Origin of the sequence: Kitasatospora paranensis (assembly GCF_039544005.1) — a bacterium.
In the GTDB taxonomy this organism is placed as follows: domain Bacteria; phylum Actinomycetota; class Actinomycetes; order Streptomycetales; family Streptomycetaceae; genus Kitasatospora; species Kitasatospora paranensis.
On the sequence record NZ_BAABKV010000001.1, the window covers coordinates 704,808 to 727,038 of the forward strand.

At 74.0% G+C, this 22,231-nt stretch carries 28 protein-coding genes and 1 pseudogene; 11 read left to right on the top strand and 18 right to left on the bottom strand.

The window, feature by feature from the left end; translation table 11 throughout:
• The first annotated feature begins 76 nt into the window (after positions 1 to 76).
• Positions 77 to 517: an SRPBCC family protein gene (locus ABEB13_RS03640; RefSeq protein ID WP_345704248.1), complete on the top strand. Its 441-nt coding sequence runs from the start codon at positions 77 to 79 to the stop codon at positions 515 to 517.
• A gap of 174 nt (positions 518 to 691) precedes the next feature.
• Positions 692 to 2,419 carry an aminotransferase class V-fold PLP-dependent enzyme gene (locus ABEB13_RS03645; RefSeq protein ID WP_345704249.1) on the top strand — a complete coding sequence of 576 codons (1,728 nt, stop codon included), beginning with the start codon at positions 692 to 694 and terminating at the stop codon, positions 2,417 to 2,419.
• A gap of 80 nt (positions 2,420 to 2,499) precedes the next feature.
• Here ABEB13_RS03645 and ABEB13_RS03650 read toward each other — a convergent pair whose 3' ends face one another.
• The 4 genes from ABEB13_RS03650 to ABEB13_RS03665 form a co-directional block, all read right to left on the bottom strand.
• Positions 2,500 to 2,652: a hypothetical protein gene (locus ABEB13_RS03650; RefSeq protein WP_345704250.1), complete on the bottom strand. Its 153-nt coding sequence runs from the start codon at positions 2,650 to 2,652 to the stop codon at positions 2,500 to 2,502.
• Between the two features lie 169 nt (positions 2,653 to 2,821).
• Positions 2,822 to 3,625: a hypothetical protein gene (locus ABEB13_RS03655; RefSeq protein WP_345704251.1), complete on the bottom strand. Its 804-nt coding sequence runs from the start codon at positions 3,623 to 3,625 to the stop codon at positions 2,822 to 2,824.
• Positions 3,626 to 3,775: 150 nt separating this feature from the next.
• Positions 3,776 to 4,264, bottom strand: a complete 489-nt coding sequence (locus ABEB13_RS03660; protein WP_345704252.1) for a SigE family RNA polymerase sigma factor — start codon at positions 4,262 to 4,264, stop codon at positions 3,776 to 3,778.
• A gap of 417 nt (positions 4,265 to 4,681) precedes the next feature.
• Positions 4,682 to 4,816, bottom strand: coding sequence for a hypothetical protein (locus ABEB13_RS03665; RefSeq protein ID WP_345704253.1), 135 nt, complete (start codon positions 4,814 to 4,816; stop codon positions 4,682 to 4,684).
• On the opposite strand from ABEB13_RS03665, the gene ABEB13_RS40240 reads away from it, so the two are divergent.
• Both ABEB13_RS40240 and ABEB13_RS03670 read left to right on the top strand, forming a co-directional pair.
• A complete protein-coding gene (locus ABEB13_RS40240) occupies positions 4,766 to 4,894 on the top strand; it encodes a hypothetical protein (RefSeq protein WP_425559949.1) in 129 nt (42 codons plus the stop codon). The two genes, ABEB13_RS03665 and ABEB13_RS40240, sit on opposite strands and share 51 nt — an antisense overlap.
• Before the next feature lie 252 nt (positions 4,895 to 5,146).
• Complete coding sequence (locus ABEB13_RS03670) at positions 5,147 to 5,503, top strand: hypothetical protein (protein ID WP_345704254.1); 357 nt, start codon at positions 5,147 to 5,149, stop codon at positions 5,501 to 5,503.
• Between the two features lie 57 nt (positions 5,504 to 5,560).
• Here ABEB13_RS03670 and ABEB13_RS03675 read toward each other — a convergent pair whose 3' ends face one another.
• The gene (locus tag ABEB13_RS03675; protein ID WP_345704255.1) at positions 5,561 to 6,238 is read right to left on the bottom strand and encodes a hypothetical protein; all 678 of its coding nucleotides are present in this window, start codon (positions 6,236 to 6,238) and stop codon (positions 5,561 to 5,563) included.
• 296 nt (positions 6,239 to 6,534) lie between these two features.
• On the opposite strand from ABEB13_RS03675, the gene ABEB13_RS03680 reads away from it, so the two are divergent.
• Together ABEB13_RS03680 and ABEB13_RS03685 are read left to right on the top strand one after the other, a co-directional pair.
• On the top strand, positions 6,535 to 8,151 hold the full coding sequence (locus tag ABEB13_RS03680) for an FAD-binding oxidoreductase (protein ID WP_345704256.1): 1,617 nt from the start codon (positions 6,535 to 6,537) through the stop codon (positions 8,149 to 8,151).
• Positions 8,152 to 8,276: 125 nt separating this feature from the next.
• Positions 8,277 to 8,483 (top strand): hypothetical protein, encoded by a 207-nt coding sequence (locus ABEB13_RS03685; protein WP_345704257.1) that lies wholly within the window; start codon positions 8,277 to 8,279, stop codon positions 8,481 to 8,483.
• Positions 8,484 to 8,556: 73 nt separating this feature from the next.
• Here the strand turns inward: ABEB13_RS03685 and ABEB13_RS03690 are convergent, their stop codons facing one another.
• From ABEB13_RS03690 to ABEB13_RS03700, 3 genes are read right to left on the bottom strand one after another with little or no spacing between them, the layout of a single operon-like run.
• The gene (locus ABEB13_RS03690) at positions 8,557 to 9,240 is read right to left on the bottom strand and encodes an AIM24 family protein (protein WP_345704258.1); all 684 of its coding nucleotides are present in this window, start codon (positions 9,238 to 9,240) and stop codon (positions 8,557 to 8,559) included.
• Positions 9,241 to 9,263: 23 nt separating this feature from the next.
• Positions 9,264 to 9,956 carry an AIM24 family protein gene (locus tag ABEB13_RS03695; protein WP_100892172.1) on the bottom strand — a complete coding sequence of 231 codons (693 nt, stop codon included), beginning with the start codon at positions 9,954 to 9,956 and terminating at the stop codon, positions 9,264 to 9,266.
• A gap of 15 nt (positions 9,957 to 9,971) precedes the next feature.
• A complete protein-coding gene (locus ABEB13_RS03700; RefSeq protein ID WP_345704259.1) occupies positions 9,972 to 11,378 on the bottom strand; it encodes a TerD family protein in 1,407 nt (468 codons plus the stop codon).
• A gap of 209 nt (positions 11,379 to 11,587) precedes the next feature.
• Here ABEB13_RS03700 and ABEB13_RS41085 point away from each other — a divergent pair, with 209 nt between their 5' ends.
• A complete protein-coding gene (locus ABEB13_RS41085) occupies positions 11,588 to 11,665 on the top strand; it encodes a hypothetical protein (RefSeq protein ID WP_465262253.1) in 78 nt (25 codons plus the stop codon).
• Between the two features lie 103 nt (positions 11,666 to 11,768).
• Here the strand turns inward: ABEB13_RS41085 and ABEB13_RS03705 are convergent, their stop codons facing one another.
• The 8 genes from ABEB13_RS03705 to ABEB13_RS03740 form a co-directional block, all read right to left on the bottom strand.
• On the bottom strand, positions 11,769 to 12,902 hold the full coding sequence (locus ABEB13_RS03705) for an aminotransferase class I/II-fold pyridoxal phosphate-dependent enzyme (protein WP_345704260.1): 1,134 nt from the start codon (positions 12,900 to 12,902) through the stop codon (positions 11,769 to 11,771).
• On the bottom strand, positions 12,899 to 13,546 hold the full coding sequence (locus tag ABEB13_RS03710; RefSeq protein WP_345704261.1) for a helix-turn-helix transcriptional regulator: 648 nt from the start codon (positions 13,544 to 13,546) through the stop codon (positions 12,899 to 12,901). The genes ABEB13_RS03705 and ABEB13_RS03710 overlap by 4 nt, the downstream gene beginning before the upstream one ends.
• Before the next feature lie 97 nt (positions 13,547 to 13,643).
• On the bottom strand, positions 13,644 to 14,018 hold the full coding sequence (locus ABEB13_RS03715; RefSeq protein WP_157819003.1) for an STAS domain-containing protein: 375 nt from the start codon (positions 14,016 to 14,018) through the stop codon (positions 13,644 to 13,646).
• Between the two features lie 236 nt (positions 14,019 to 14,254).
• On the bottom strand, positions 14,255 to 14,479 hold the full coding sequence (locus tag ABEB13_RS03720; protein WP_345709525.1) for a universal stress protein: 225 nt from the start codon (positions 14,477 to 14,479) through the stop codon (positions 14,255 to 14,257).
• Positions 14,476 to 15,111, bottom strand: coding sequence for a universal stress protein (locus ABEB13_RS03725; RefSeq protein ID WP_345704262.1), 636 nt, complete (start codon positions 15,109 to 15,111; stop codon positions 14,476 to 14,478). Before ABEB13_RS03725 ends, ABEB13_RS03720 begins: the two co-directional genes overlap by 4 nt.
• A 342-nt stretch (positions 15,112 to 15,453) precedes the next feature.
• Positions 15,454 to 15,720, bottom strand: coding sequence for a hypothetical protein (locus ABEB13_RS03730; protein WP_345704263.1), 267 nt, complete (start codon positions 15,718 to 15,720; stop codon positions 15,454 to 15,456).
• Positions 15,721 to 15,850: 130 nt separating this feature from the next.
• Positions 15,851 to 16,717 carry a haloalkane dehalogenase gene (locus ABEB13_RS03735; protein ID WP_345704264.1) on the bottom strand — a complete coding sequence of 289 codons (867 nt, stop codon included), beginning with the start codon at positions 16,715 to 16,717 and terminating at the stop codon, positions 15,851 to 15,853.
• Between the two features lie 77 nt (positions 16,718 to 16,794).
• Positions 16,795 to 17,616, bottom strand: a complete 822-nt coding sequence (locus ABEB13_RS03740; RefSeq protein ID WP_345704265.1) for an SDR family oxidoreductase — start codon at positions 17,614 to 17,616, stop codon at positions 16,795 to 16,797.
• Between the two features lie 104 nt (positions 17,617 to 17,720).
• Here ABEB13_RS03740 and ABEB13_RS03745 point away from each other — a divergent pair, with 104 nt between their 5' ends.
• Both ABEB13_RS03745 and ABEB13_RS03750 read left to right on the top strand, forming a co-directional pair.
• Positions 17,721 to 18,314 carry a TetR/AcrR family transcriptional regulator gene (locus tag ABEB13_RS03745; RefSeq protein WP_345704266.1) on the top strand — a complete coding sequence of 198 codons (594 nt, stop codon included), beginning with the start codon at positions 17,721 to 17,723 and terminating at the stop codon, positions 18,312 to 18,314.
• A gap of 204 nt (positions 18,315 to 18,518) precedes the next feature.
• A complete protein-coding gene (locus tag ABEB13_RS03750; RefSeq protein ID WP_345710000.1) occupies positions 18,519 to 18,806 on the top strand; it encodes a hypothetical protein in 288 nt (95 codons plus the stop codon).
• An 11-nt stretch (positions 18,807 to 18,817) separates the two neighbouring features.
• Here ABEB13_RS03750 and ABEB13_RS03755 read toward each other — a convergent pair.
• Positions 18,818 to 18,966: pseudogene (locus ABEB13_RS03755) on the bottom strand (aminoglycoside phosphotransferase family protein); the annotation flags it as partial.
• 282 nt (positions 18,967 to 19,248) lie between these two features.
• Here ABEB13_RS03755 and ABEB13_RS03760 point away from each other — a divergent pair.
• The gene (locus tag ABEB13_RS03760; protein ID WP_345704267.1) at positions 19,249 to 19,788 is read left to right on the top strand and encodes an SUKH-4 family immunity protein; all 540 of its coding nucleotides are present in this window, start codon (positions 19,249 to 19,251) and stop codon (positions 19,786 to 19,788) included.
• A gap of 47 nt (positions 19,789 to 19,835) precedes the next feature.
• Here the strand turns inward: ABEB13_RS03760 and ABEB13_RS03765 are convergent, their stop codons facing one another.
• Positions 19,836 to 21,389 carry an FAD-dependent monooxygenase gene (locus ABEB13_RS03765; RefSeq protein WP_345704268.1) on the bottom strand — a complete coding sequence of 518 codons (1,554 nt, stop codon included), beginning with the start codon at positions 21,387 to 21,389 and terminating at the stop codon, positions 19,836 to 19,838.
• A 61-nt stretch (positions 21,390 to 21,450) separates the two neighbouring features.
• On the opposite strand from ABEB13_RS03765, the gene ABEB13_RS03770 reads away from it, so the two are divergent.
• Positions 21,451 to 22,098 carry a TetR/AcrR family transcriptional regulator gene (locus tag ABEB13_RS03770; RefSeq protein WP_380231381.1) on the top strand — a complete coding sequence of 216 codons (648 nt, stop codon included), beginning with the start codon at positions 21,451 to 21,453 and terminating at the stop codon, positions 22,096 to 22,098.
• Positions 22,099 to 22,231: the final 133 nt, after the last annotated feature.

Consider the following 22,231-nt stretch of genomic DNA (forward strand, 5'->3'; position numbering starts at 1 on the left):
CGGTGCCCGGAACGACGCGAGGCCCGAGGCGCGGGAGAGGCGGGGTCGACCGGCCGTCCGTGCCTACGATCGCCCCATGGCGCTCTTCCGGATCACCCGCCGCTCCGCCCTGCCGCCCGCCGCGGCCTGGCGTCGGATGACCGACTGGGAACGACACTCCGGTCCCGTCCCGTTCACGGCGGTCCGGGTCGTCCGTGCGCGGCCCGAGGGGGTGGGGACGCTGTTCACCGCGCGGACGGCCCTCGGGCCGGCGGGCTTCGACGACCCGATGGAGGTGACGTCCTGGCAGCCGCCGGAGCAGGGCCGGCCGGGGCTGTGCCGGCTCGAGAAGCGCGGCACCGTGGTGACCGGCTGGGCGGAGATCGAAGTCCGGTCCCATCCGCAGGGGTCGGTCGTCCAGTGGCGGGAGGACGTACGGGTGGCGGCGCTGCCGCGCGCGTTCGACGCCCCGACGGCATGGTGCGGCCGCCTGCTGTTCGGGCGCGCCGTCCGGTACCTGCTCGGACACGACGGCTGAGCGGCGCCGCGGCGTCCGGCCCGGTTGCGACGTACGGCCCGGGGTGCTGCGCGCCTCTCGTCCGCGCTGCTGCGCGCCTCTGGTCCGGCGGGCTACCCCTGCGGGATGCTGAGGGAGGACAGGGCTCCCCCGGAACCGCACCGGCCGTTCCGGCAGGCCCGGAAGGAGGCCGACGTGAGCAGCACCATCGCGTCGGGCGAGCGGTCGGCGCCCCCTGCTCCGACCTCGCCGCTGCTGGAGCGGATCCGCGCGGGCATCATCGGCGAGGGCGAGATCCTCGACGGCCCGTACGGCCCGCGGCGGGTCACGTACGCCGACTACACCGCCTCGGGCCGCTCGCTGGACTTCATCGAGGACTTCATCCGCGACGCCGTGCTCCCCCGCTACGCGAACACGCACACCGAGAGCTCCGGGACCGGCCTGCAGACCGGCCGGCTGCGCGAGGACGCCCGCCGGCTGATCCGGGACGCCGTCGGCGGCGACGACGACCACCTGGTGATCTTCTGCGGGTCGGGGGCCACCGCCGCGGTGAACAAGCTCGTCGGCATCCTCGAACTGCGCCTGCCGGCCGGTCTCGACGACCGGTACGGCCTGCGCGGGCGGATACCCGAGGCCGAGCGCCCGGCCGTGCTCGTCGGCCCCTACGAGCACCACTCGAACGAGCTGCCCTGGCGGGAGACGATCGCCGACGTCGTCGAGATCGGAGCCGACGCCGACGGCCACATCGACCTGGCCGACCTGCGGGCCCGGCTGCGACGCTTCGCGGACCGGCCGCTGGTCATCGGGAGCTTCTCCGCGGCGTCCAACGTGACCGGCATCCTCACCGACGCGGACACCGTCGCCCGGACGCTGCACGAGCACGGCGCCCTCTCGTTCTGGGACTACGCGGCCGCGGGCCCCTACGTTCCGATCCGGGTCGGCGAGAGCGCGCCCGGGCGCGGCGACCACAAGGACGCGGTCTTCCTGTCACCGCACAAGTTCCCCGGCGGACCGCAGACGCCGGGCGTGCTGGTGGTGCGCCGGGACCTCGTGCGCAACCGGGTGCCCACCATGCCGGGGGGCGGCACGGTGATGTTCGTGGACCACCGCACCCACCGCTACCTGGACGACCCGGTCGCCCGGGAGGAGGGCGGGACGCCCGCCATCGTGGAGTCCGTCCGCGCCGGGCTGGTCTTCGGCCTCAAGCAGGCCGTCGGCACCGACCTGATCCAGGCCCGCGAGGAGCACCTGTGGCGGACGGCCCTGGACCGCTGGGAGCGGAACCCGGGGATCGACGTGCTCGGCAGCCACCGCGCCAGGAGGCTGTCCATCGTGTCCTTCCGGATCCGGCACGGCGAGCGGTTCCTGCACCACAACTTCGTGGTCGCCGTCCTCAACGACCTCTTCGGCATACAGTCGCGCGGCGGCTGCTCCTGCGCCGGGCCCTACGGCCACCGGCTGCTGGCGATCGACGCGTCGCACTCGCACGCCTTCCGGGACGAGATCGTCCGGCACCGGTGCGAGGGGATCAAACCGGGCTGGACGCGGATCAACTTCCACTACTTCCTCTCCGACACCGTCCGGGACTATCTCATCGACGCCGTCGGCCTGCTGGCCGACCACGGGCACCGACTGCTGCCCGACTACCGCTTCGACCCTCCCAGCGGGTTGTGGCGCCACCGGGACGCCGCGGCCGGACCGCCGCTGCGGCTGACCGACGCCCTCTACGACGCGCAGGGGCGCCTGGGCTGGCCCCGCGGCCGGGCCAGGGTCGGCGAGGAGGTCCTGGCAGAGCAGTTGGCCGAGGCCCGCGCGCTGCTCGCCGGGCGGCCCGAACCGGCCGACGCGGGTCCGTGCGGCCTCCCCGCGGACTTCGAGGCCCTGCGCTGGTTCCCGCTGCCGCCGGAGTGCCTTGCCCCGTGACGGTCCGCCGGGACGGTCCGGGCGGGACGGTCCGGTGGGGACGATCAGGGCGGCCGGTCGCCGGGACGGGACCGCTGCGCTCACGCGCGGTGTTTCGCCGCGGTGCCGGCATGGTGGGAGGGCTGCCACAGGCGGAGCCGACGGCCGCGGTGCCGTCCCCGCGTGTCGGACAGGCCGACCGCAAGGACACCGGCCAGGGCCAGCGGGACGAGGAGCAGGATCATCACGTTCACGGTCACCTCCGGGGTCGGGTGTTCCCACCCCGCCTGCCCGCCCGGCGGGATTTCAGACAGCCGGCTGCCCGGACGTCGGCTGGCGCCCCGCGCGACCGTCACCCTCGCTGCCCCTCGATGGCACCGTCCCCGCCACCGTCCCTTCCGGCGTCCCCGGCTTCGCGGAGGGTCAGCGCACGGGCAGGCTCGCGGCGAACGGCTGCCAGACCGGGTCGAGGGCGAGGGCGCCGAGCTGTTCCGCGGTCAGCAGCGGCGCATTGGGGTAGGGCTCCGTCCGGCCGGAGCCGGGACCGGGCAGGTTGCCCGCACTGACCGAGACCACCGTCCCGTCCGGCCGCCGCAAGGTGGCGTCCGCGGTCTGCTCGCCACCGGCCGCCCGGGCCGGCCGGTAGATCCTCAGACGGCCCCCGTCGGACTGCCTGACGGAGGTGCAGCCGGCGAGTCCGGGCTCACAGGCGCCATCGGCATCCTGGAGCGCCCCCGGTGCGACGCGGTTGACCGTGACCTGGACGCTACCGGTGCCCGTGCCGTTCGTGATCGTGTAGCCGACCTCCAGCAGGCCTGCGCCCGGTCCCGAGGTGCCGCGGCCCGACGACATCGGACGGCTGGCCTGGAGACCTGCGGGCAGTTTCGCGCGGAGGACCTCCAGGAGCTGGGCGGGACCGGTGGCCGCGGAGGGCGAGGGACCGGTCGAGGCGGACGCGGACGCGGAGGCGGGGGCAGCAGAGGCCGGACCGGCGGACCGCCCGGGGTCGAGCGGGCCGGTCGGCCCGTTCGCGGGGCGCAGCTGGAATGCCAGCATGCCCGCACACGCCACCGCGGCCACGGTGGCGACGCTCGCGGTCAGGGCGCGCCGGCGCTTGCGGCGCCGTCCCCGCTCGGCGGCACCGGTCGCGATCAGCCCGAGCCGGGCGGGTGGCGAGGCCTCGGCGGTCTCCCGCAGGGCGTGACTGAATTCGTCCTCAAAGGGCATGGCGGAGGCCTGCTTCCAGATCTGGTGGGAACGTCGGGGGGTCGGACGGTGCCGGAGGTCCGACAGGTGACAGCGGGTCTGCGGGTGGCGGAGGGCTCGCGGGTGACGGAAGGTCCACGGGTGGCGGGAGATCGGCGCGGTGGACGCCGGTCACCGCGGTTCGGCCGTGGTCCGCTCGACGAAGCCGTCGCCGAGCAGGTCGCGTATCCGGTTCAGCGCCCGGTGACTGCGCGAACGGACGGCGGTGGCGCTCAGGCGCAGCACCGCCGCGGTGTCCTCGACGCTGCGGTCCTCCCAGAAGCGGAGCACCAGGACCGCGCGGTCCCGGGCGGAGAGGGACTGGAGGGCCCGCAGCAGGGTCAGGCGCACCGCGGGGTCGGCGTCGGTGACCGCGATCTCGGGGAACTCGAAGGTCACCCGTTCGGTACTGCTGCGCCGGCGGCGGAGCGAGAGGAAGGTGTTGACCAGGACGGTGTGGGCGTAGCCGGCGGGGTTCTCCACGCGGGAGAGCCTGCGCCAGCGGACGAACATCCGGCTCAGTGCCTCCTGCACGAGATCCTCGGCGAGGTGGAGATCACCGCCGGTGAGGAGGTACGCCGTCTTCTGCAGGTGCCCGGCGCAGCCTGCGGCGAACTCCATGAAGTCGAGTGGCCCCGGTGGTTCCTGATCGGTCGTCGGTGAGTGGTCCATGCCTGGCTAACGCGGACGGCCCGCGGTTGCGTTGCAGCACCCGCCGACCTTTCTCCGCAGCCGCGGGAGGGGTCCCGGTCGCCTTGTGGCGGGGAAGGCGGGGTGGCGGGCTCCGGCACATGTCGATCGTGATCGGGGCCGCGGAGCGGGACGACGTGCCCGCACTCGTCCGTCTGCGTCTCGCGAATGCGGCGAGGCATCTCGATCTCGATCCCGGGGTCCACCGCATGCCCGACGTCGAGGCCGTGCGCGGGTACTTCGAGGGGGTGCTCGCCCACGGGTCCACCGTGGTGATCCTGGTCGCCGAGGCGGCGGGTGAGGCGGTGGGCATGGTGGAGGTCGTCCTGCCGGCGGAGCCCCTGACCATCAGATCCTGGTGCCGCGCCGCGCGGCCGAGATCCACACCGTGGGGCTGGACGGGCATCGCGGCCAGGGGTGGGGTCTGCCCTGGTGGCGGCGGCCGAGCGGGCAGCCGCGGATCGCGGGGTGACGGTCCTCCATGCCGGCATCCTCGCGCGGAACCAGGGGGCGGTCCGCTTCTACTCCTCGTCGGCTTCGGGCCGCGGGGGACACCGCTGAGCAAGGTGCACGACGCGGGCGGTTCCTGATGCTGCGGGAGGCCGGCCCGCACTTCCTCACCCACGAGCCCGAGCCGTTGCAGGATCCGGCCCCGGAGGCCTGAACCGGGGCCCTGAACCGGACGCCGGGCCGCTCGCGGACGGTCGACCGCCGCGGCGCCGCGATGGCCGGGCGCGGCGCATGGGAGGATCGGTGGTACCGGCACCGGACCGATCTCCGGGGGCCGTCCGTACCGACATTGCAGGAGCAGCAGTGCCCGAGCCGCTCGGCCCGCAGGAGCGCATCGCCGACACCATCCGCCCGGCCATGGTCACGGGGCTGCAGGGCGCCGTGCTCCAGGGCCCCGAGGGCGAGCGGCACATCGGTGCATGGGTGAGCTGGATCGCCGAGGTCGTCGCCGTCCAGGTCGTGCAGCCGATCGCCGACGAACGCGACGCCTTCGCCGACCGTGTCGACACGCTCAGCGAGGTCGCCAAGCGCAACAAGGAGGGGCGCCGGGACGCCCTCCAGGACGTGCAGCGGCTGGAGTCCCGGGTCGCCGAACTCGAGGCGGAGGTGGAGCTGCTGCGGGGCGGAGGCCCCGGCGACGCCGGGGGCACCGGGGCCTGAACGGCTGCACACTGTCGCTCGCGCAGTGGGCTCGATGCGGTGCGGTGAACGTCCGCGTCACCCGGCCACCGGCGTGCGGTCGACGAGGTGGCCGTACCCTCCGGCCTGCCAGACCATCGCCCGGAACTCCTGGAGGCTGAGCGCCCGACCGCCCGACTCGGCGCGGAAGTGGACGCTGCCGCACCGCCGGCAGTACCAGCCCTGTGACCAGAGCCGCTCCGCGGCCGCCTGCCCCGCCATCAGCCGGGCGTGGGCCGACCGCCGCCGCGCGGTATGGACGAAGAGCGCGACCGCCGCCACCATCGCGAGCGCCGAGATCCATCCGAGGAAGGCGAAGTCCTGGTGCGGTGACGACGTGACCGTCGTGGGATCGAACGGGGTGGGATCGAACGGGGTGCTCCGCGGGTCGGTCGCCCCGGCCCCGTCACTGAACCAGTGGCCGGCGAGGCCGCCCCCGAGGAACGTCCCGACCGACACCATCACCAGGAGCACGCCGGCACAGCCCCCGAGCGATGTCGTCAGCCGCTGCGGAGCGGGGGCCAGGGCCTGGGACAACGCCGTCGTCACCTCACGGGTGACCGTCTGCTCCGCCTCGTCGAAGCGGGCCGGCGTCGTGACCCTGACGCTGTCCCGCCCCGCGAGGTACACCGCCGGGACACCGGCGACCTGGTCCGCGAGCCCGCAGCTCGGGCACGGTTGCAGCACCGGCGGTCCGGCGTCCTCGATCCCTGCCATGGAACCCCCTGAACGTCCTGCTGAGCGAGCGCGCCCATGCTGGCAGACCGCGGGGTGCCCACGGGAGGCCTCTTGAGCATCTTCTGAGCATCGGCCGTCGTGACCTGGCACCCGGCACCCGGCACCCGGCACCCGGCCGGCCTCCTGTCGCTGCCTCCCGTCGCTGCGGGTGCGGGCGGCCGGTGAAGCCGTGCGGGGCAAGGCCTAGGCTTGGCCGACGGCCCCGTACCGGTGGCCGGCGAATGGCGGCAGGTGCCCCGCACCGACCGGGCCGAGCTGAGAGAGCGAGCCAGCGCATGGACGATCGGACCGTCTCCCGCAGGGCCGTCCTGGGGGCCGGCGTGCTGGGCGCGGCCAGTGGCGTGGGCCTGGCCGGGTGCGCGGGCAGCGGGCCCGCGCCGCAGCGGTCGCCGCGGGCCGCCGGTTCCACCGGCCCGTCGCCGTCCGCGAGCGCGCCGGTGTCCGCCTCCCCCGGCCCGCCGAAGGCCGCCGACTGGGCGGGGCTGGCCCAGAGCCTGGACGGGCAGCTGATCCGCCCGGGAGACGCCCGGTACTCCGCCGCCGGCCGGCTGTTCCAGCCGCAGTACGACGCCCTCCGCCCGCAGGCCGTGGCCTACCCCGGGCACGCCGAGGACGTGGCCACCTGCCTGGCCTTCGCCCAGCGGTACGGCCTGCCGGTGGCGGCGCGCAGCGGCGGGCACAGCTATGCCGGCTGGTCGTCCGGGGACGGGCTGGTGATCGACGTGAGCCGACTGGCCGGTGTCTCGGGCAGTGCGGCCGGGGCGCGGGTCGGTGCCGGGGCGCGGCTCATCGACGTCTACACCGGGCTGGCCGCCGCGGGTGTCACGGTGCCCGCCGGGAGCTGCCCGTCGGTCGGCGTCGCGGGCCTCACGCTCGGCGGCGGCATCGGCGTCACCGGCCGGGCCTACGGGCTGACCTGCGACAGCCTCACCGGGGCGGAGGTGGTGACGGCCGACGGCCGGGTCCGGACGGTCGACGCCTCGCACGATCCGGATCTCTTCTGGGCGCTGCGCGGCGGGGGCGGCGGCAACTTCGGGATCGTCACCTCGTTCTCCTTCCGGACCCATCCGGCCGCGGACTGCTCGTACGCGTTCCTGAGCTGGCCGTGGTCCCAGGCGGCCGCCGTGATCGGCGCCTGGCAGGCCTGGGCACCGGCGGCGCCGGACGCGCTCTGGGCGGACCTGCACCTGCTGGTGTGGGCGGACGGGCGGACCCAGCTGGGCAGTACGGTCAACTACCTCGGCCCCAAGGACGAACTCGCGAACCTGATCGACCGGTTGGCCGTCGCCCCGGCCGCCCCGAAGCTGCACACGGCGTCCTACCTGGCGACCATGCAGGCGATGGGCGGTGTCTCCGGGTACTCGCAGGCCGCCTCCCACCTGCCCGGCAGCCTGCCCGGCCAGAACCCGGCCGGCCGGCTGTCGCGCGAGTCCTACGGCGCCAAGTCGGACGTCTTCACCCGGCCGCTCGACGCCGCCGGCGCCCGTGCCCTGGTCGCCGCGATCGACCGCTACCCGCGCACCGGCCCGCAGGGCGGCAGCGCCGGGGTGGCCTTCGACGCCCTGGGCGGCGCGATCAACCGGGTCGGTGCGGCGGACACCGCGTTCGTCCACCGGAACGGCCTCTTCACCGCGCAGTACACCGCCAACTACCCGGCCGGGGTGACCGGGGGCACCGGCGCCGACCGCTCGTGGAGCTGGCTGGACGGCGTCTGGACGGCGATGCGCCCCTACGCGAGCGGCCAGGCCTACCAGAACTACGTGGACCCCCGGCTGGACGGCTGGGAGCAGGCCTACTACGGCGCGAACGCGGCCCGGCTGCGGAGCGTCAAACGCAGCTACGACCCGACCGGGATGTTCCGCTTCCCGCAGGCGGTGCCGCTCGGCGGCTGACGGCGAGGGGTGCGGACCGGTCCGGCCGCGGCGGAAATGACCTGCCGGGCCGTCGCCCCCGACGCTAGGGTCCGTGCGGGATCGATCATCGGAGGATCGACCGGAGTGGTGGAAAGGGTCCGTCCGTGGGTCTTGAGAGCATGCCGTCGGTGGAGTGGAAGATCGTCAATCGCAAGGGCAAGTCGTACGCGTACGACTCCGAGGAGGAGGCACTGGAGGAGCTCGCCGACTACGGGACGGGCGCGTCCGTCTGGATGCGGAAGGTCTACCGGGTGACCCCGTTCGTCACGAGGTCGCTGGACGGCTGGCAGCAGGTCCACCCGCAGGCCTGACCCCGGCGACGCCGACGAGGGCTGCGAGGACTGCGAGGATTGCGACGCCGACGAGGGCTGCGAGGTGGGCGAGTCAGCCGCGGGGCACCCGCCGGGGCGGCAGGAGCTCGCTCGGCTGGACGATCACATGGCCGCGACCGGTGAAGGCCAGCTCCCAGCCCTCCGTGGCGGTGCCGTGGCGGCGCCACGCCTCGGTGTTGCTGCTCTGCGCCTGCAGCTGCACCTCCAGCCCGGACGACCAGCCGACCACCGCATCGGCGTCGCCGTACACGTAGCGGCCGGGCTCGACCGGCAGCACCAGGGGGCGGCCCGAGGTCATCAGCACCAGGCTCCCGGTGCCGGAGAACTCCAGGCACTGCGCGCCCACCCCGGCGATCCGGTCGCCGTTGTCGAGCGCCACGGTGTGCCAGGCCAGCGAGGTGTCGAGCGCCAGCACGAAGCTGTTGGCGACCACCAGCCGTTCGTCGCGCAGCGGCAGGATGTGCAGGTGCTGGGCCAGATTGGCCAGGTAGACGGTGCCCGTCCCGGCGCAGCGCATCATGTCGAGCACACCGGGGTCGCGCCGCGGTGCCCGCCGGTTCCCGGAGGGCGGCGTCCAGGCGGTGAAGGCGATCTTGCCGACGTGCGCGACCATCGCGCCGGTGCGGGCCAGCACCTCGGACCGGCCGTCGAGTGCGACCCGCAGCATCTGCGCGTTCTGCAGCGCGAAGCGGTCGGTGCCGGTGCCGGCGGTGTGCGCCAGGAGGGGGCTCTGCACGGAGGGGCTCCTCGAACTCGTTCTCAGCCGCGGATCTTGAGGCGGTCGGCGGTGTCCTCGCTGGGCTGCACGACCACGAAGCCGGTGCCGCGGAAGCCGAGCTGCAGGGCCTCTCCGCTGCCGCGGCCGACCAGCGACCCGACCTTGACCGTGCGCCGGGTGCGGACCTCCAGCCCGGTCGTCCAGGCGACCAGGGCGTCCGGGTCGACGTAGGTCTCGGCCTCGGCGCAGTCCAGCACCACGGGCACCCCGCGGGAGGTGACGGAGACCCACCCGGTGCCGGAGGCCGTGACGTTGTAGAGGCCGGTGCCGGCCAGCAGTGCCGCGCCGCGCACCTTCTCCACGGAGCAGCTCAGGGTGGCGTCCATCGCCAGCAGGTGGGTGCCGTTGACCGACAGGGACTCCCCTGCGAGGTGCAGGTTGAGCACGTCGGCGCCCGCGTCGGCGAGGTAGAGCGCACCGTCGCCCATCCAGCGCAGCAGCGGGTTCCGCTCGCCGGAGGCCCACTCGCCGAGCGCCCGGCGGAAGGTCTGCGAGACCGGCTCGTACTGCAGGAAGCCGTCGTACGCGACCATCGCCCCGGCCTTGGCGTACACGTCCGCCCCGGCCGTCAGCGCGACCCGGCACATCTGCGTGCCGTGGTTGCTCATCCGCGCCGCGGTGTCGGCGGCCCGGTACCCGTCCAGCCCGCCACCTGCGAGGAACTGTGCCTGCATGACTTCTCCCGGACCTCAGACCTCGAACGGCTGGACGACGACGAAGTTCCCCGGCGCACCGCGGAACTGCAGGCTGTAGGACTCGGCCGCGTGCCCGGCGTACGCGGAGCGGCGGATCCGCACCGGCGCCGTGGTGATCACCTGCGACCCGCGCGACCAGGCCACCAGCGCCTGCACGTCCGCGTACGTCTCCGGGGCAGGGGTGACGGGCAGCACCACGGGGACACCGTTGGTCTTCACCACGACCGTGCCGTGCCCGCTGAACTGGAGGGTGAAGAAGCCGCCGTTGGGCAGCCCCTCCCCCTCGATCCGGCGGACCTCGTGCTCCAGGCCCGCCTCGAAGGCCAGCACCCGGTCCGAGCCGACGCAGAGCGAGTCGCCCTCCAGCCGGACGACGTGCAGGTCGCAGGCCTCGTCGGCGAGGAAGACCTGGCCCTCGCCGGTGATCCGCATCAGCTTCAGCTGCTGGCCGGTCAGGTTACCGACCAGCTTGCGCAGCATGCCGGAGCCCTCGTACGCGAAGTCGGCCTTGCCCTGGTAGGCGACCATGCTGCCCTGCAGGGCGAGGACGTCCTGGCCCTTGGTCAGCGTGATCCGGACGAGCTTGTCGTTCTGCTTCACCCAGCCCGGGCTCTCCGGCACCTCGGCGTACTTGGTCAGCGAGACCTGCACGCCGGCCGGCGCGGGAGCCGGCTCCACGCCGAAGCCCACCGGGGCAGCGGGCCCGGACGGCGGCACGGACGGGGGCACGGACGGGGGCTGGAGCGGTTGCGCGGGCAGCGCGACCAGGGTCGCGTCGTACGCCGGTGCAGGAGCAGGCACCGGCGCGGGAGCGGGCACCGGCGCAGGAGCAGGCACTGGAGGGGCGGCCTCGGCGGCCGGCTCGTCCTCGTCGAGCGCCTCGCCGCCGAAGTTCTCCAGCAGGGCTCGCAGGCCGCCGTCGAACCCCTGGCCGACCGCCGCGAACCGCCATTCGCCGCCGCGCCGGTACACGTCGGCCAGCATCACGGCCCGTTCCGTGGAGAACTCCGCGCCGGTGAAGCTGTAGCGGCCGACCTCCGCCCCGCCCGCCACGATCCGCACGTACCCGGAGGCGACCTGCGACATCTGCCCGTCGCCGTCGAGGGTGGCGGTCAGCGCCAGCTTGTGGACGGCCTCCGGCACGGCTCGCAGGGCCACCGCGAACGACTCGCTGTCACCGTTCTGCGCGCCCAGCAGCCGGATCGACTGCTCGGGGCTGGCCGGCTGGTTGAAGAAGACGAAGTAGCGGTCGTCGCTCAGCTTCTCGTCGGCGTCGAGACCGAAGCAACTGATGTCGAAGGACAGCCCGGGCCCGGTGATGTGCACGCCGAGGTAGAGGTCGGCGTCGGGCGTCAGCTCGCTGATCCGCACCCGGGACGCTTTGGCGAGTTCTCTGGACATGGCGCGGGCCGGTCCCCTCCCGTACGGCTACTGATCCCCGCGACCTTATCCCAGCGCGACGGGCCGGCAGCAGCCCCGGCGGACTGCGGCCTTCCCCCGGTGCGCCGTGCCTCCCGTCCGGGCCCGAACCGCCGCCGACGCGCCGACCGGACGCGGAGGTGGCACGTTGGATGGGGGCCCGAACCGCCCGGTCGAAAGGAGCACAGGTCATGTCGTCGAAGAGGCGCCGCAAGAAGAAGGCCCGTCGCAACCACGCCGCGAACCACGGCAAGCGGCCGCAGTGCTGAACCAGGCCGTCGCCGCCCGCCGCCCCCGGCAGCCGCACCCCGTCCGGTGCCTCCGGGGGCGGCGGGCGGTCCGCCGCGGTGAACACGCACGTGAAGGCGCGGGTCAGCGCCGGGCCCGCAGCCAGTCGGCGAAGGCAGCGAGGCCCCGTTCCGGCTGCCGGCGGCCGATGCCGATCCGGAAGCGGTCGGCCGGGGTCGGGGTGAGCTCGGAGCGGTAGATGCTCGCCGGCAGCAGCAGGACGCCCGCCTCCTCCACCAGCCGCGTGCAGAACTCCTCCACCCCGTCGGGACCGAGGTAGCGGGGGTAGGCGACGCAGCCGCCGTCCGGGGCCTGCCACTGGAAGTCGTCCGCGAACTCTGCGAAGAACGCGTCGAAGAGCGGCAGGTTGGCGGCGATCAGGGCCCGGTTGCGGTCCAGGATCGTGGCACGGGCCTTCAGCGCGATGCGGGCCAGCACCTCGCTGGGCGCGGAGTTGCAGATGGTGGTGTAGTGCTTGGCCCGCTCCAGCCGGGCGCGCAGCGCGCGGTCGCGGCAGGTGATCCAGCCGATCCGCAACCCCGGCAGGCCCAGTGACTTGGAGGTCACGTTCAGGGACAGTGCGCGCTCGGACAGGTCGGCCGCCTGCGGCAGCACGCGGGCGGGGTCGCGCTCCAGGCCGCGGTACACCTCGTCGCTGAACAGGTGGACCCCGCGCTCGTCGCAGAGGCGGGCGAGGGCGGCGAATTCGCCGGGGTCGACGACCTTGCCGGTGGGGTTGTTGGGGAAGTTCACCGAGACGACCCGGGTGGTGGGCCGTATCGCGTCCGCGACCCAGTCGAGGTCCAGCGCCCAGTCCCGGTCGGGGTCGAGGGCCACGCCGGTGACCTCGCACAGGGCCAGCGGCACGGTCTCGGCCGCCTGGTAGTTGGGGGTCACCACCACGGCGTGGTCGCCCGGGCCGAGCAGGACGTTCATCGCGAGGTAGAGGGCCTCCTCGGCGCCGGCGAAGCAGATCACGTCGTCGGCGACGGCGTGGTCGTACGTCCGGGCGATCACCTCCCGCAGGGCCGGGTCGCCGAAGGTCTCGGTGTAGCCGAGCGGCAGGTTCTCGAAGGCGGCCCGGTCCTCGTCGTCCGCGAGGGCGAGCAGCTCGCCGAGCGTCATGGTCTGGACGTCGGAGGCGGTGAGGTGGTGGCGGGCAGTGAACTCCCAGCGGGAGAAGTAGGTTTCCAGGCGGAAGTCGGGCAGCCGGGTCATCGTGACGGGTCCTCCGTGCGGGGTGTTCTGAGCTCGGCCAGCAGGCCGTAGACGGTGGAGCGGGAGACCTGCAGGGCCTCGGCGACCACCGGTGCGGCCCGCCGTACGGCGAACACCCCGGCCTCGTCCATCAGGCCGAGAACCGCGAGGCGGTCCTGACGGGTCATCCGTTCGACGGGGCGGCCGGTCTCCCGGACGTGGCCGCCGACGATGTGCCGGACGCGCTCGGACCAGTCCTGGTCGAAAAGCGGCTCGGGCCGCGGTTCGGCGGGCGCGCCGAAGGCGGAGAGCACCGCCGCCGCACGCTCCAGCGGCGTGCGATCGAGGTTGATGCACAGCACGGCCGAGGGTTCGCCGTCCGCATCGCGCAGGACCGCGCTGACCGAGGAGAGCCGGCGGCCGTCCGCGAGCAGCTTCTCGTACGGCCCGAAGACGTCGCGGGCGGACGGGTCGAGCGCGTCCAGCTCGCCGAGCATCGACGGATCGCCCGCGCTGCGGGAGGTCATCGGGTTCCAGATCTCCAGCACCCGGTCGGTGCGCGGGTCGTGGAGGACGACCTCGGCGTACGGGCCGAGCAGCAGCGCGACGGCCCGGCACACCGGGTCCCACCTCTGCACCCGGGGGTCGCGGTTCTCGGTCTCCATGCCTGGACTGTACGTCCAGACTGGACGAACAGTCCAGACGCCTGGTGCTCGGCCCGCCCCGCAGCACAGGTCCGGAGCGGTGCCGGACGGGAATGTGTCAGTGCGCGCCCAGCAGCGCCAGCGCCTCGGCCCGGGTGTCGCAGACGGTGGCGCGCCGGCTGATGCCCGCCACGTGCACCGCCTGCTCGACCTCCGGCGACGGCCCGAACACCGCGACGCCGACGCCTGCCCCGGCCAGTTCCTGGAAGGCCTCCGCCAGCACCTCGGCGCCGGCCCGGTCGAGGGTGACCGTCCCGGCCAGATCCAGCGCGATCCCGCTGGCCGCACGCCGCACATGCCCTGCCGCGGCCCGGCCGATGGCCTCCGCCGCCCGCACGTTCACGTGCGACCCCGCCTCGATCACCACCACCGCGTCACCCTCGACAGGATCGGTCTCCGCACCCTCGACGGGATCGGTCTCCGGCTGGTACATCGCGCCTCCGCTCGACTCGTGGTCCCCACGCACACGGACCGCTGCCCGCGACGGGCCGCCGGCGGTCGCCGACATCTCGCCCACTCAAGGCCACGCCGCCCGCCCCGGGCTCGGCGACACGCGCCCGCCGCCCGCCGCTCACCCGCGCGGTCCAGCCGGCCGGGCCGCGCGACCGCCCGACCGGGTCGGGCCGGGTCCGGCCGGGTTCGAGCGGGCCGGAGCGAGCCCGGCGCCGGTCAGTCTGCCGGGACGACGGCGACGGGGCAGGGCGCGTGGTGCAGCAGCGCGTGGCTGACGGGGCCGAGGTGCAGACCGGTACGGCCGGACCGGTGGACGGAACCCACCACCACCAGGTCGGCCTCGGCTCCGGCCTCCAGGAGGGCGTGCGCCGCACGGCGGGTCGCCTCGTGGCGGTGGACGGTGACGCCTGGCGGCAGGTCGCGCCCGGCAGCCCCGATCAGGAGCCCCCGGCGGCCCCGGCCGAGCCGCCCGACCCGCCGGCCGGAACCGCGTCGGCCGCACCCGCGGCGTGGGAGTCCGGGTGGCGCCCGCGCACCAGGTGCAGCTCGGCCCGCCGCAGACCCGCCTCCTCGACGGCGAACCCGACCGCCGCCCCGGCCTCGTCCCCGACGCCGAGCACCACCCGGCCGCGCGGCCGATCCGGCAGTGGGACGTCCGGGACGACCACGACCGGGTACGTGGCCCGGGCGGCGACGCGCAGGCTCACCGAACCCAGCAGCAGGCCGGGGAAGCCGCCGTGGCCACGGGAGCCGACCACCAGCAGCGGAGCATCGTGGGCGAGGCCCAGCAGGGCCGTCTCCGCGCCCTCCGGGAGCACCTCCGTCGAGACCACCGCCTCCGGCCGGCGACGGGTGGCACGGTCCAGCGCGCCGGCCACCAGGACCCTGGTCTCGGCACGGATGGAGATCGGGTCGCCCTCGTCGTCGACGTCCCGTTCGTAGCGCTCCCACGGGCAGGCATGGACCAACCGCAGGGGCACGCCCCTGCGAACGGCTTCGTCGGCCGCCCAGTCCAGCGCCTTCAGACTGGCGCGCGAGCCGTCCACCCCCGCGACGACACACCGGATCACCATGTCCGCCTCCTCCCGGTCCCGGCCGCACCGGCCGCACGGTCCCTCCCTGCCATCCTGCGGCCGAAACGCCACCGACGTCGGCCGGGCCGGCCCTCACCGGGCCGGAGAGCGGAGGGGCGCTCAGCCGGGATTCCCCGGCCAGGGATCACGCCCGGGTACGGTCGACGACTCACCTGGTGGGGTGGCAGTGATGCCCCTGAGCGTCGAGGACCCAGTCGCGGACAAGAGACGCCCGACCCGGTCGCTGAGGTGACCGGAGGCCGGGTCGGGCGGGCTCGACACGGCGAACAGCGAGCCGCAGGGCCCGATTTCGCCGTCCGGAACGCCCTGCCGCCGGTCCCGTCAGACCGGGCTGCCCGGCGCTATGGCGGCCGAGAGCTCGTCCGCGGACCCGGCCGGGCACGGCCTGCCGTTGAGGAGGGCGGCGGATATCGACACCTGGTCGGACCACTCGATGACCAGCCGTTCGCGGCCGCGCACGTAGCAGTTCCGGCCCCACACCCTGCCGCGGCCACCGATCTCCGGGAAGTCGACGGCCCCCGGCGAGAGGACACGCGACCAGCCCGCTCGCTCGATCTCCAGATCCCAGAACCCCGGGCCAGCAATCATGACTGCCTCCTTCGGGAGGCACCATACCTTCACACGCCGACCCCCTTTCGGGCGAGGCCCCGTCATCGCACCTGCCCGGACCTGCGGATTCACAAATGGTGCACCGGATTCCGCTCGCGGGCCCCCGCCGTCACGGATTCCCGGCGGCCGGCCCGTCCAGCCAGGCCGAAATCGCCCGTCCGATCAGGTCCGGCCGGTCCTCCGGCGTGTGGTGCCCGGCATCGACGTCGAAGTGTTGGACGGTGAGGCCGGCGATGTGGGCGGCGCACCAGGCGACGATGCCCTCGTGCATCATCGCGCCGGGGCCGGGCGCGAACGTGACCAGCAGCTTCGGCACGTCAGGACTGCTCTCCAGCCACCGCCCGTACGCCTCGATCCGCTCGACGACGTCCGCGGGATCGCCGCCCAACGGCATCGCGCGCGGCCACTGCAGCAGCGGCCGCCTGCTCTCCCGGGTCGGATAAGGCTTGCGGTAGACGTCGAGGTCGTCCTCGGCGAGGGGTTCGGCGACGGTGCCGGGCAGGGCCTGCTCGATGAAGGCGTTGTCGTCCAGGATCATGGCCTCACCGACACCGTCGGCCTTGATCGCCCGGAACAGCTCCCGGCCGCCCTCCGGGAACTCCTCCCAGGTCATGGGCTTGACGATGGTCTCGGTGAACGCGATGCCGCGCACCCGCTCCGGGTGGCGCGCGGCCCAGTCGAAGGCCAGGGCCCCGCCCCAGTCGTGGCCCACGAGGACCACGTCCCGGAGATCGAGGGCGTCGAACCAGGCGTCCAGGTACCGGGCGTGGTCGTGGAAGGTGTAGGCGATACCGGGTTTGCCCGACTCGCCCATGCCGATCAGGTCGGGGGCCAGCAACCGGCCCCGCCCCACCACCGGCATCACCTTGCGCCACAGGTGGGAGGAGGTGGGATTGCCGTGCAGGAAGACGATCGGCGCGCCGGCGCCGGACTCCCGGTGGTACATGGTCGAACCGAGGATCTGCTGGACGGGCATCGTCCGTTCCCTTCCGTACTGACATCTGGGGGTGGGGTGAGGGTGGTGCAGGAGGCGCCGGGCCGGCCCGGGCACGGTCACCGGAAGGCTGCGGCGTTCCGCTCGGCCCACGCCGCGAAGGTGCCGGGCGCCCGCCCGAGGACACGCTCGACGTCGGGGCTCACCTGCTGCTCGGCGCCGGTCGGCTCGCCGAGGATGGCGAGGGTGCCCTCGACCACGGGCAGCGGCATGAATCCGGCCATCAGTGCGTGGGCCTGCTCCCGGGTCTGCTCGACGAAGTCGACCGGCTCGCCCAGCGCGGCCGCGATCGCCGCCGCCCGCTCGCGCGGCGTGGTCGGCGCGGGGCCGGTCAGCGTGTAGACGGCGCCCTGGTGGCCGTCCTGGCGCAGCACGGCGGCCGCGACCTCGGCGACGTCCTGCGGATCGACGAAGGGCAGCCCCACGCCGCCGAAGGGCGCCGCGGCCTGCCGGCGGCCGCGGATCGACTCGGCCCAGGCGAACGCATTGGTGGCCATCCCGCCCGACCGCAGCACCGTCCACTCCAGGCCGGACTCCCGGACCGCCGCCTCGAACAGACCCGGGTGCCGGTACGCGTCCGGCCGGGTCGCCACGCCCTGCGAGGAGAGCAGGACGATCCGGCGGATCCCGGCCCGCTTCGCCGCGTCCAGCACTCCGCGCGGGTCCTCGCCGGCCACCAGCAGGAACAGCGCTCCGGCCCCCTGGAAGGCGTCCTGGAGACCGGCCGGATCGGCCAGGTCTGCCGCCACCGCCCGCACACCGGACGGCACGTCGGCAGCGGTGATGTGCCTGGCCACGGCCGTCACCGGCACCCCCGCCGCGGTGAGGCCGCGGACCAGCGCGCGCCCGACGTTCCCGGTCGCACCCGTCACAACGATCATGGAAATCTCCCCGGTTCCATTCCAGTTAGTCAGTTGACTGACTTACTTCGTGGGTCAGGACGCTAGCACACCGGAGCGGCCCTCCGCCGCCTATAGTCAGTCGGGTGACTGACTCATCGGAATCCCGCCGCCCCCGGGCCGCGGCCACGGCGAAGCGACAGCGGCTGGTCGAGGCCACCGCGCGGGTCCTGCACGAGCAGGGCGTGGAACGCACGACCATCGCCGACATCGCCCGCGCCGCCGACGTGCCGGCCGGCAACGTCTACTACTACTTCAAGACCAAGGACGAGCTGGTCGAAGCCGCGCTCGACGAACACACCCGGCACCTCGACACGCTGACCGGCCGCCTCGACGGACTCGCCGACCCGCGCGACCGCCTCAAGGGCCTCGTCCACGCATGGGCAGCCCGGCCCGACACCACCGCCCGCTACGGCTGCCCCACGGGCACCCTGGCCGCCGAGGTCGACAAACGGGCGGACGGGGGCCTCGACCTCGCGGCGGCCCGAGTGATCCGGCGGCTGCTGACCTGGGTCGAGGAGCAGTACCGCCTCCTCGGCGCCGCCGACCCGGAGGGCCGTGCCCTGACCCTCGTCGGCGCCTACCAGGGCATGTCGCTGCTCGCCAACGCCCTGCGCGACCCGGAGATCATGACCCGCGAAGCGGCCCGCCTGGTGCGCGAACTCGACGCACCGGTCTGACGGGGCGGCCGACCCACGGGTGAGGCTGCGGCGTCAGACCGGGAAGTCCACCCGCGCGGCGGACCGGGGGCCGAACCGGGCTGCAGGATGTCGCAGCAGCGGGCCCGGGCGCGTGCCGACCCGAAGCCCGCCGGCCCTTCCGGCGCAGCGGCTGTGCGATGATCCCGAACGCGGTGACAGGGTGTCACCCGAGGGGGTGGGGGCGTGAGTACCTACAGGTGGGCCTGTGTGGCGGCAATCTGGGCAATCTTCCTCGTCCAGGCGTGGCCCTGTCTGATGCACGGCCATCAGCCCCGCTGGTTCGGCGGGCGTGTGCAGGCGCCCCGACGGTGGGCCGCCGGCGCCGGACTGGTGGGCATCGGGAGCACCCTGGGCATCGTCTCCGCAGCGTGGAGCGAGAGCCTGAGTTGGATCCCCGTGGTCGTCGTGGTGAGCGGCCTCGCCGTCTCGGCCTGGGCCTTCCGCCTGCCGTCCGGTGGCACGCGGGCCTGAGAAACCGTCGGCGCGGCTCGTCGGTCGACCTCCACTTCGAACGCGGAGTCGGCCCGATCCCCCAAGGCGCGACCCGGACCAGAACATCGCACGGGAGCAGGCGCAGCGCGACGCGGTCCGAGTCGTGGAGGACGACCACGTCGTCGCCCCGAAGGCCCAGCTCCGCGCGCGCTCGTTCGTTCCGCCGGCGTCGTGGCCGCGATGAGCCACCTGCGCAAGCAGGCCCCGCGGCTGAGCCCGCAGGACGCACGGGCCTACGTCGCATCGATTCGGGACGGTGCCGAACCGCCGGACGAGCTGGCATGCCTCACCCGGAAGACGCCGAAGTGGCCGCTCCTGCCCATCGAGACACTGGCCGGTCCGGTCCAGGAGGGTTCAGGCCGAGGGGCCGAGGCCCGAGTGCCCTGGAAAGCATCCCGGCGGCGAGGAGCAGGACGGCGTCATGGTCACCCACGCAGACCTCACCACCTGGGCGGGCCCGGACAGGGTCCACCGCGCGGCCCGGCGGACCGTCGCCGCGTGGGACATCCCACCCGAGGCCAAGCGCCTGCTGACCGAGGTCGGAATCCCGATCACCGAGCAGATCGTCACCCACGTCCGCTACCAGGGCGGGCCCTCTCCGGAGCTACTGGCGTCCGGCGGCCGACAGTTCTACAAGCTCGCGATCATCCGGAGCGAGCCGAACCCCGACTTCTGGCAGGCCTTCGGCATCCAGCCGATCACCGGCGAGGTCCACCACATCCTGTGGACCGGCGAGGCCCGGTTCACCAACAGCTCCGTCGAGCTGTGGCTCCGGTCCCTCCACCACGTCGGCCACCATCTCAGCCGGTCCCGGGTGCTCGACGATCCGTTCGAGGACGAAGACGCCGCAGTCAACGAACTGCAGGCCCTGGCCGACGACCTCAAGGAGATCGACCCTTCCGCATTCGAGGGCTACGAAGCCTTCACCTGGCCGGCGTTCCTCGACCGTTGGCTCTGGTGACGCCGACCGTCCCCGCCACCGGCTGCCCACCCATGACGGGTGCCCCCTCAGTTCACCCTCGCCAGGTTGTCGGCGATTGCGGCGAGCAGGCTCGTGGTGTCGGTGGCGGCACCGTCGGAAGCCCAGCAGACGTAGCCGTCGGGGCGGATGAGCAGGGCGGCGGCGCCCAGTCCGTCGGGGCAGGCGGCGCGGACGAGGTCGACCCGCGGCGGGAGCCGGAGGCCGGCCGGGACAGCCCCGGCCAGGTCCAGCAGAACGGCGTGCCCCGAACCGAACAACGTGGACAGCCGGAGGGGACCGGCCTCGGTCACCAGGTCGGCGTCCGGCACGCGCCGGCCGGTGATCGGATGGTCGCCCGGCAGCGGGTACGCGAGGGAGAGGCCGGAGACCAGTCCTGCGAGGTGGCGGTTGGCCTCGGGCAGGCGCAGCAGGTCGACGACGATGTCGCGCAGCGCGGCCACGTCCTCGCTGGGTCGCGGATCCGCCAGCACCCGCTGCGCCGACGTGTGCTGGAGGACCTGGGCGCCGACCGGATGCCGTTCGGCGTGGTAGCTGTCGAGGAGCCCGCGCGGGGCGCGGTCCTGGACGACGGCGGCCAGCTTCCACCCGAGGTTGAACGCGTCCTGCAGGCCGAGGTTGAGGCCTTGGCCGCCCAGGGGCGGGTGGATGTGCGCGGCATCGCCCAGGAACAGCACCCGGCCGGCCCGGTAGTGCTCCAACTGCCGTGTGGCGTCGGTGAACCGCGACGCGTTGTCCACCGCTCCGAGGACGGTGTCCCGGCCGTACACGGCCTGCAGCACGGTGGCGATCTCCTCGGGGGTGACCGGTGTGTCGCCGGCGGTGCCCCCGGCGGTGTCCGCATCGCCGGGGTCGCCCGCGGTGTCCGCACCCTCCGCGCGCCCGAAGGTGAACCGGTACCGGCCGCCGCCGAGCGGGGCCAGCATCGCCCAGTGACCGCCCGCGTGACGCATCATGGTGCTCATGTGCCCCAACTGCTGCGGCACGAGCGACGAGGCGGCGGACAGCCGGACGTCGGCGAGCACCGCCCGATGCGTCCCGGGCCTGCCGGGGAACGGCAGCCCGAGCAGCTTGCGCACCGTGCTGTGGGCACCGTCGCAGGCGGCCAGGTAGCGAGCCCGCAGCCGCAGACCGTCGGCCGTCACGACCACCCCGCCGCCATCCGGCTCGACCCCTGACACGGCGGTGCCGCGCAGGATCTTCGCGCCGGCGGCCGTCGCCCGCTCCTCGAGCTCCTCCTCGATCTCCCACTGCGGGATCGCGATCGGGACGGGATGCCTGGTCCGCCAGGGCGTGCAGTCCAACGGCACCGGCAGCGCCGCGAAGTGCGCGCCGACCGGGTCGCCCGGCGTGGTCCGTCGCAGCAGCGGTTCCAGCAGCCCGCGCGACTCCAGCAGCTCGGCCGTCCGGGGCTGGATCCCGCCGCCCTTCGCCTGCTCGATGCGCCGGGGCAGCTTCTCCAGGACGACCGTCTCCACGCCGGCCAGTGCCAGCTCGTACGCCAGCAGCAGTCCGGCCGGGCCTGCGCCCGCGACGACGACCTCGGTCGCGCTCTCCGTCACCATGGCCACTCCCTTACTCATCTCGCCTCAGGGCAAATGTATACCAGGTGCAGAAATGATCCCGGGAGAGTTCCTTGCTACCGTGTCTGCCGTGGACGGCAAGCCAGGACTGCGCGAGCGCAAGAAGCAGCGGACCCACGCGGCGATCTCCGATGCGGCAATCACGCTCTTCCTCGAACACGGCTTCAACCAGGTCACGGTGGCCCAGGTGGCCGAGGCGGCCGAGGTGTCCAAGCGCACGCTCTTCGCCTATTTCCCGGCGAAGGAGGACCTCGTGGTGCACCGCCTCGCCGACCACGAGACCGAGCTCGCCCGCGTGGTGCGGGCCCGCCCGCAGGGCACCACCCCGCTGCGCGCCGTCCGCGAGCACTTCCTCCGGGGGCTGCACGACCGGGACCCGATCACCGGGCTCAACGACCATCCCCAGGTGCGGAGGGTCCACCGGATGATCCTCGACGCGCCCACGCTGGTGGCCCGGATGGACCGGTTCAAGGCCGGTGCCGAACGGGCGCTCGCCCAAGCCCTGCAGGAGACCGCGGACACGCCGGAGCTCACCGCGCGGCTGGCTGCCGTCCAGATCGTCGCCGTCCACTGGGCGCTGGCCCAGGACAACGCCGACCGCCTGGCGTACGGGGAGTCGGCCGACGGCCGGAGCGCGGGTGCGCTGGCGGACGCGGAGCACGCCTTCGACCTGCTGGAGAACGGACTGCGGCAGTTGACCCCGCAGTAGTGCGGCAGAGCGGTGCGTCGTAGCACCCGCGGAGCAGGCGCGCGCCGTGGCCGTCCGTCCGCCACCGGCCCGGCCGGGGTGGACGGAGCCGGGAGCGGCCGGGAGCGTGGCGGCGCCCGTTGTCAGTGCCGGT

What these genes read in the sequence shown, in the direction of transcription:
- ABEB13_RS03715 (WP_157819003.1), bottom strand. Translation starts at nt 14,018, where the DNA reads ATGTACCAGCCGGAGACCGATCCCGTCGAGGGTGCGGAGACCGATCCT.
- ABEB13_RS03695 (WP_100892172.1), bottom strand. Translation starts at nt 9,956, where the DNA reads ATGCAGGCACAGTTCCTCGCAGGTGGCGGGCTGGACGGGTACCGGGCC.
- ABEB13_RS41085 (WP_465262253.1), top strand. Translation starts at nt 11,588, where the DNA reads ATGTCGTCGAAGAGGCGCCGCAAGAAGAAGGCCCGTCGCAACCACGCC.
- ABEB13_RS03740 (WP_345704265.1), bottom strand. Translation starts at nt 17,616, where the DNA reads ATGATCGTTGTGACGGGTGCGACCGGGAACGTCGGGCGCGCGCTGGTC.
- ABEB13_RS03735 (WP_345704264.1), bottom strand. Translation starts at nt 16,717, where the DNA reads ATGCCCGTCCAGCAGATCCTCGGTTCGACCATGTACCACCGGGAGTCC.
- ABEB13_RS03705 (WP_345704260.1), bottom strand. Translation starts at nt 12,902, where the DNA reads ATGACCCGGCTGCCCGACTTCCGCCTGGAAACCTACTTCTCCCGCTGG.
- ABEB13_RS03765 (WP_345704268.1), bottom strand. Translation starts at nt 21,389, where the DNA reads ATGAGTAAGGGAGTGGCCATGGTGACGGAGAGCGCGACCGAGGTCGTC.
- ABEB13_RS03660 (WP_345704252.1), bottom strand. Translation starts at nt 4,264, where the DNA reads ATGGAGTTCGCCGCAGGCTGCGCCGGGCACCTGCAGAAGACGGCGTAC.
- ABEB13_RS03640 (WP_345704248.1), top strand. Translation starts at nt 77, where the DNA reads ATGGCGCTCTTCCGGATCACCCGCCGCTCCGCCCTGCCGCCCGCCGCG.
- ABEB13_RS03675 (WP_345704255.1), bottom strand. Translation starts at nt 6,238, where the DNA reads ATGGCAGGGATCGAGGACGCCGGACCGCCGGTGCTGCAACCGTGCCCG.
- ABEB13_RS03655 (WP_345704251.1), bottom strand. Translation starts at nt 3,625, where the DNA reads ATGCCCTTTGAGGACGAATTCAGTCACGCCCTGCGGGAGACCGCCGAG.
- ABEB13_RS03760 (WP_345704267.1), top strand. Translation starts at nt 19,249, where the DNA reads ATGGTCACCCACGCAGACCTCACCACCTGGGCGGGCCCGGACAGGGTC.
- ABEB13_RS03730 (WP_345704263.1), bottom strand. Translation starts at nt 15,720, where the DNA reads ATGATTGCTGGCCCGGGGTTCTGGGATCTGGAGATCGAGCGAGCGGGC.
- ABEB13_RS03710 (WP_345704261.1), bottom strand. Translation starts at nt 13,546, where the DNA reads ATGGAGACCGAGAACCGCGACCCCCGGGTGCAGAGGTGGGACCCGGTG.
- ABEB13_RS03725 (WP_345704262.1), bottom strand. Translation starts at nt 15,111, where the DNA reads ATGGTGATCCGGTGTGTCGTCGCGGGGGTGGACGGCTCGCGCGCCAGT.
- ABEB13_RS03680 (WP_345704256.1), top strand. Translation starts at nt 6,535, where the DNA reads ATGGACGATCGGACCGTCTCCCGCAGGGCCGTCCTGGGGGCCGGCGTG.
- ABEB13_RS03665 (WP_345704253.1), bottom strand. Translation starts at nt 4,816, where the DNA reads ATGGAGGACCGTCACCCCGCGATCCGCGGCTGCCCGCTCGGCCGCCGC.
- ABEB13_RS03700 (WP_345704259.1), bottom strand. Translation starts at nt 11,378, where the DNA reads ATGTCCAGAGAACTCGCCAAAGCGTCCCGGGTGCGGATCAGCGAGCTG.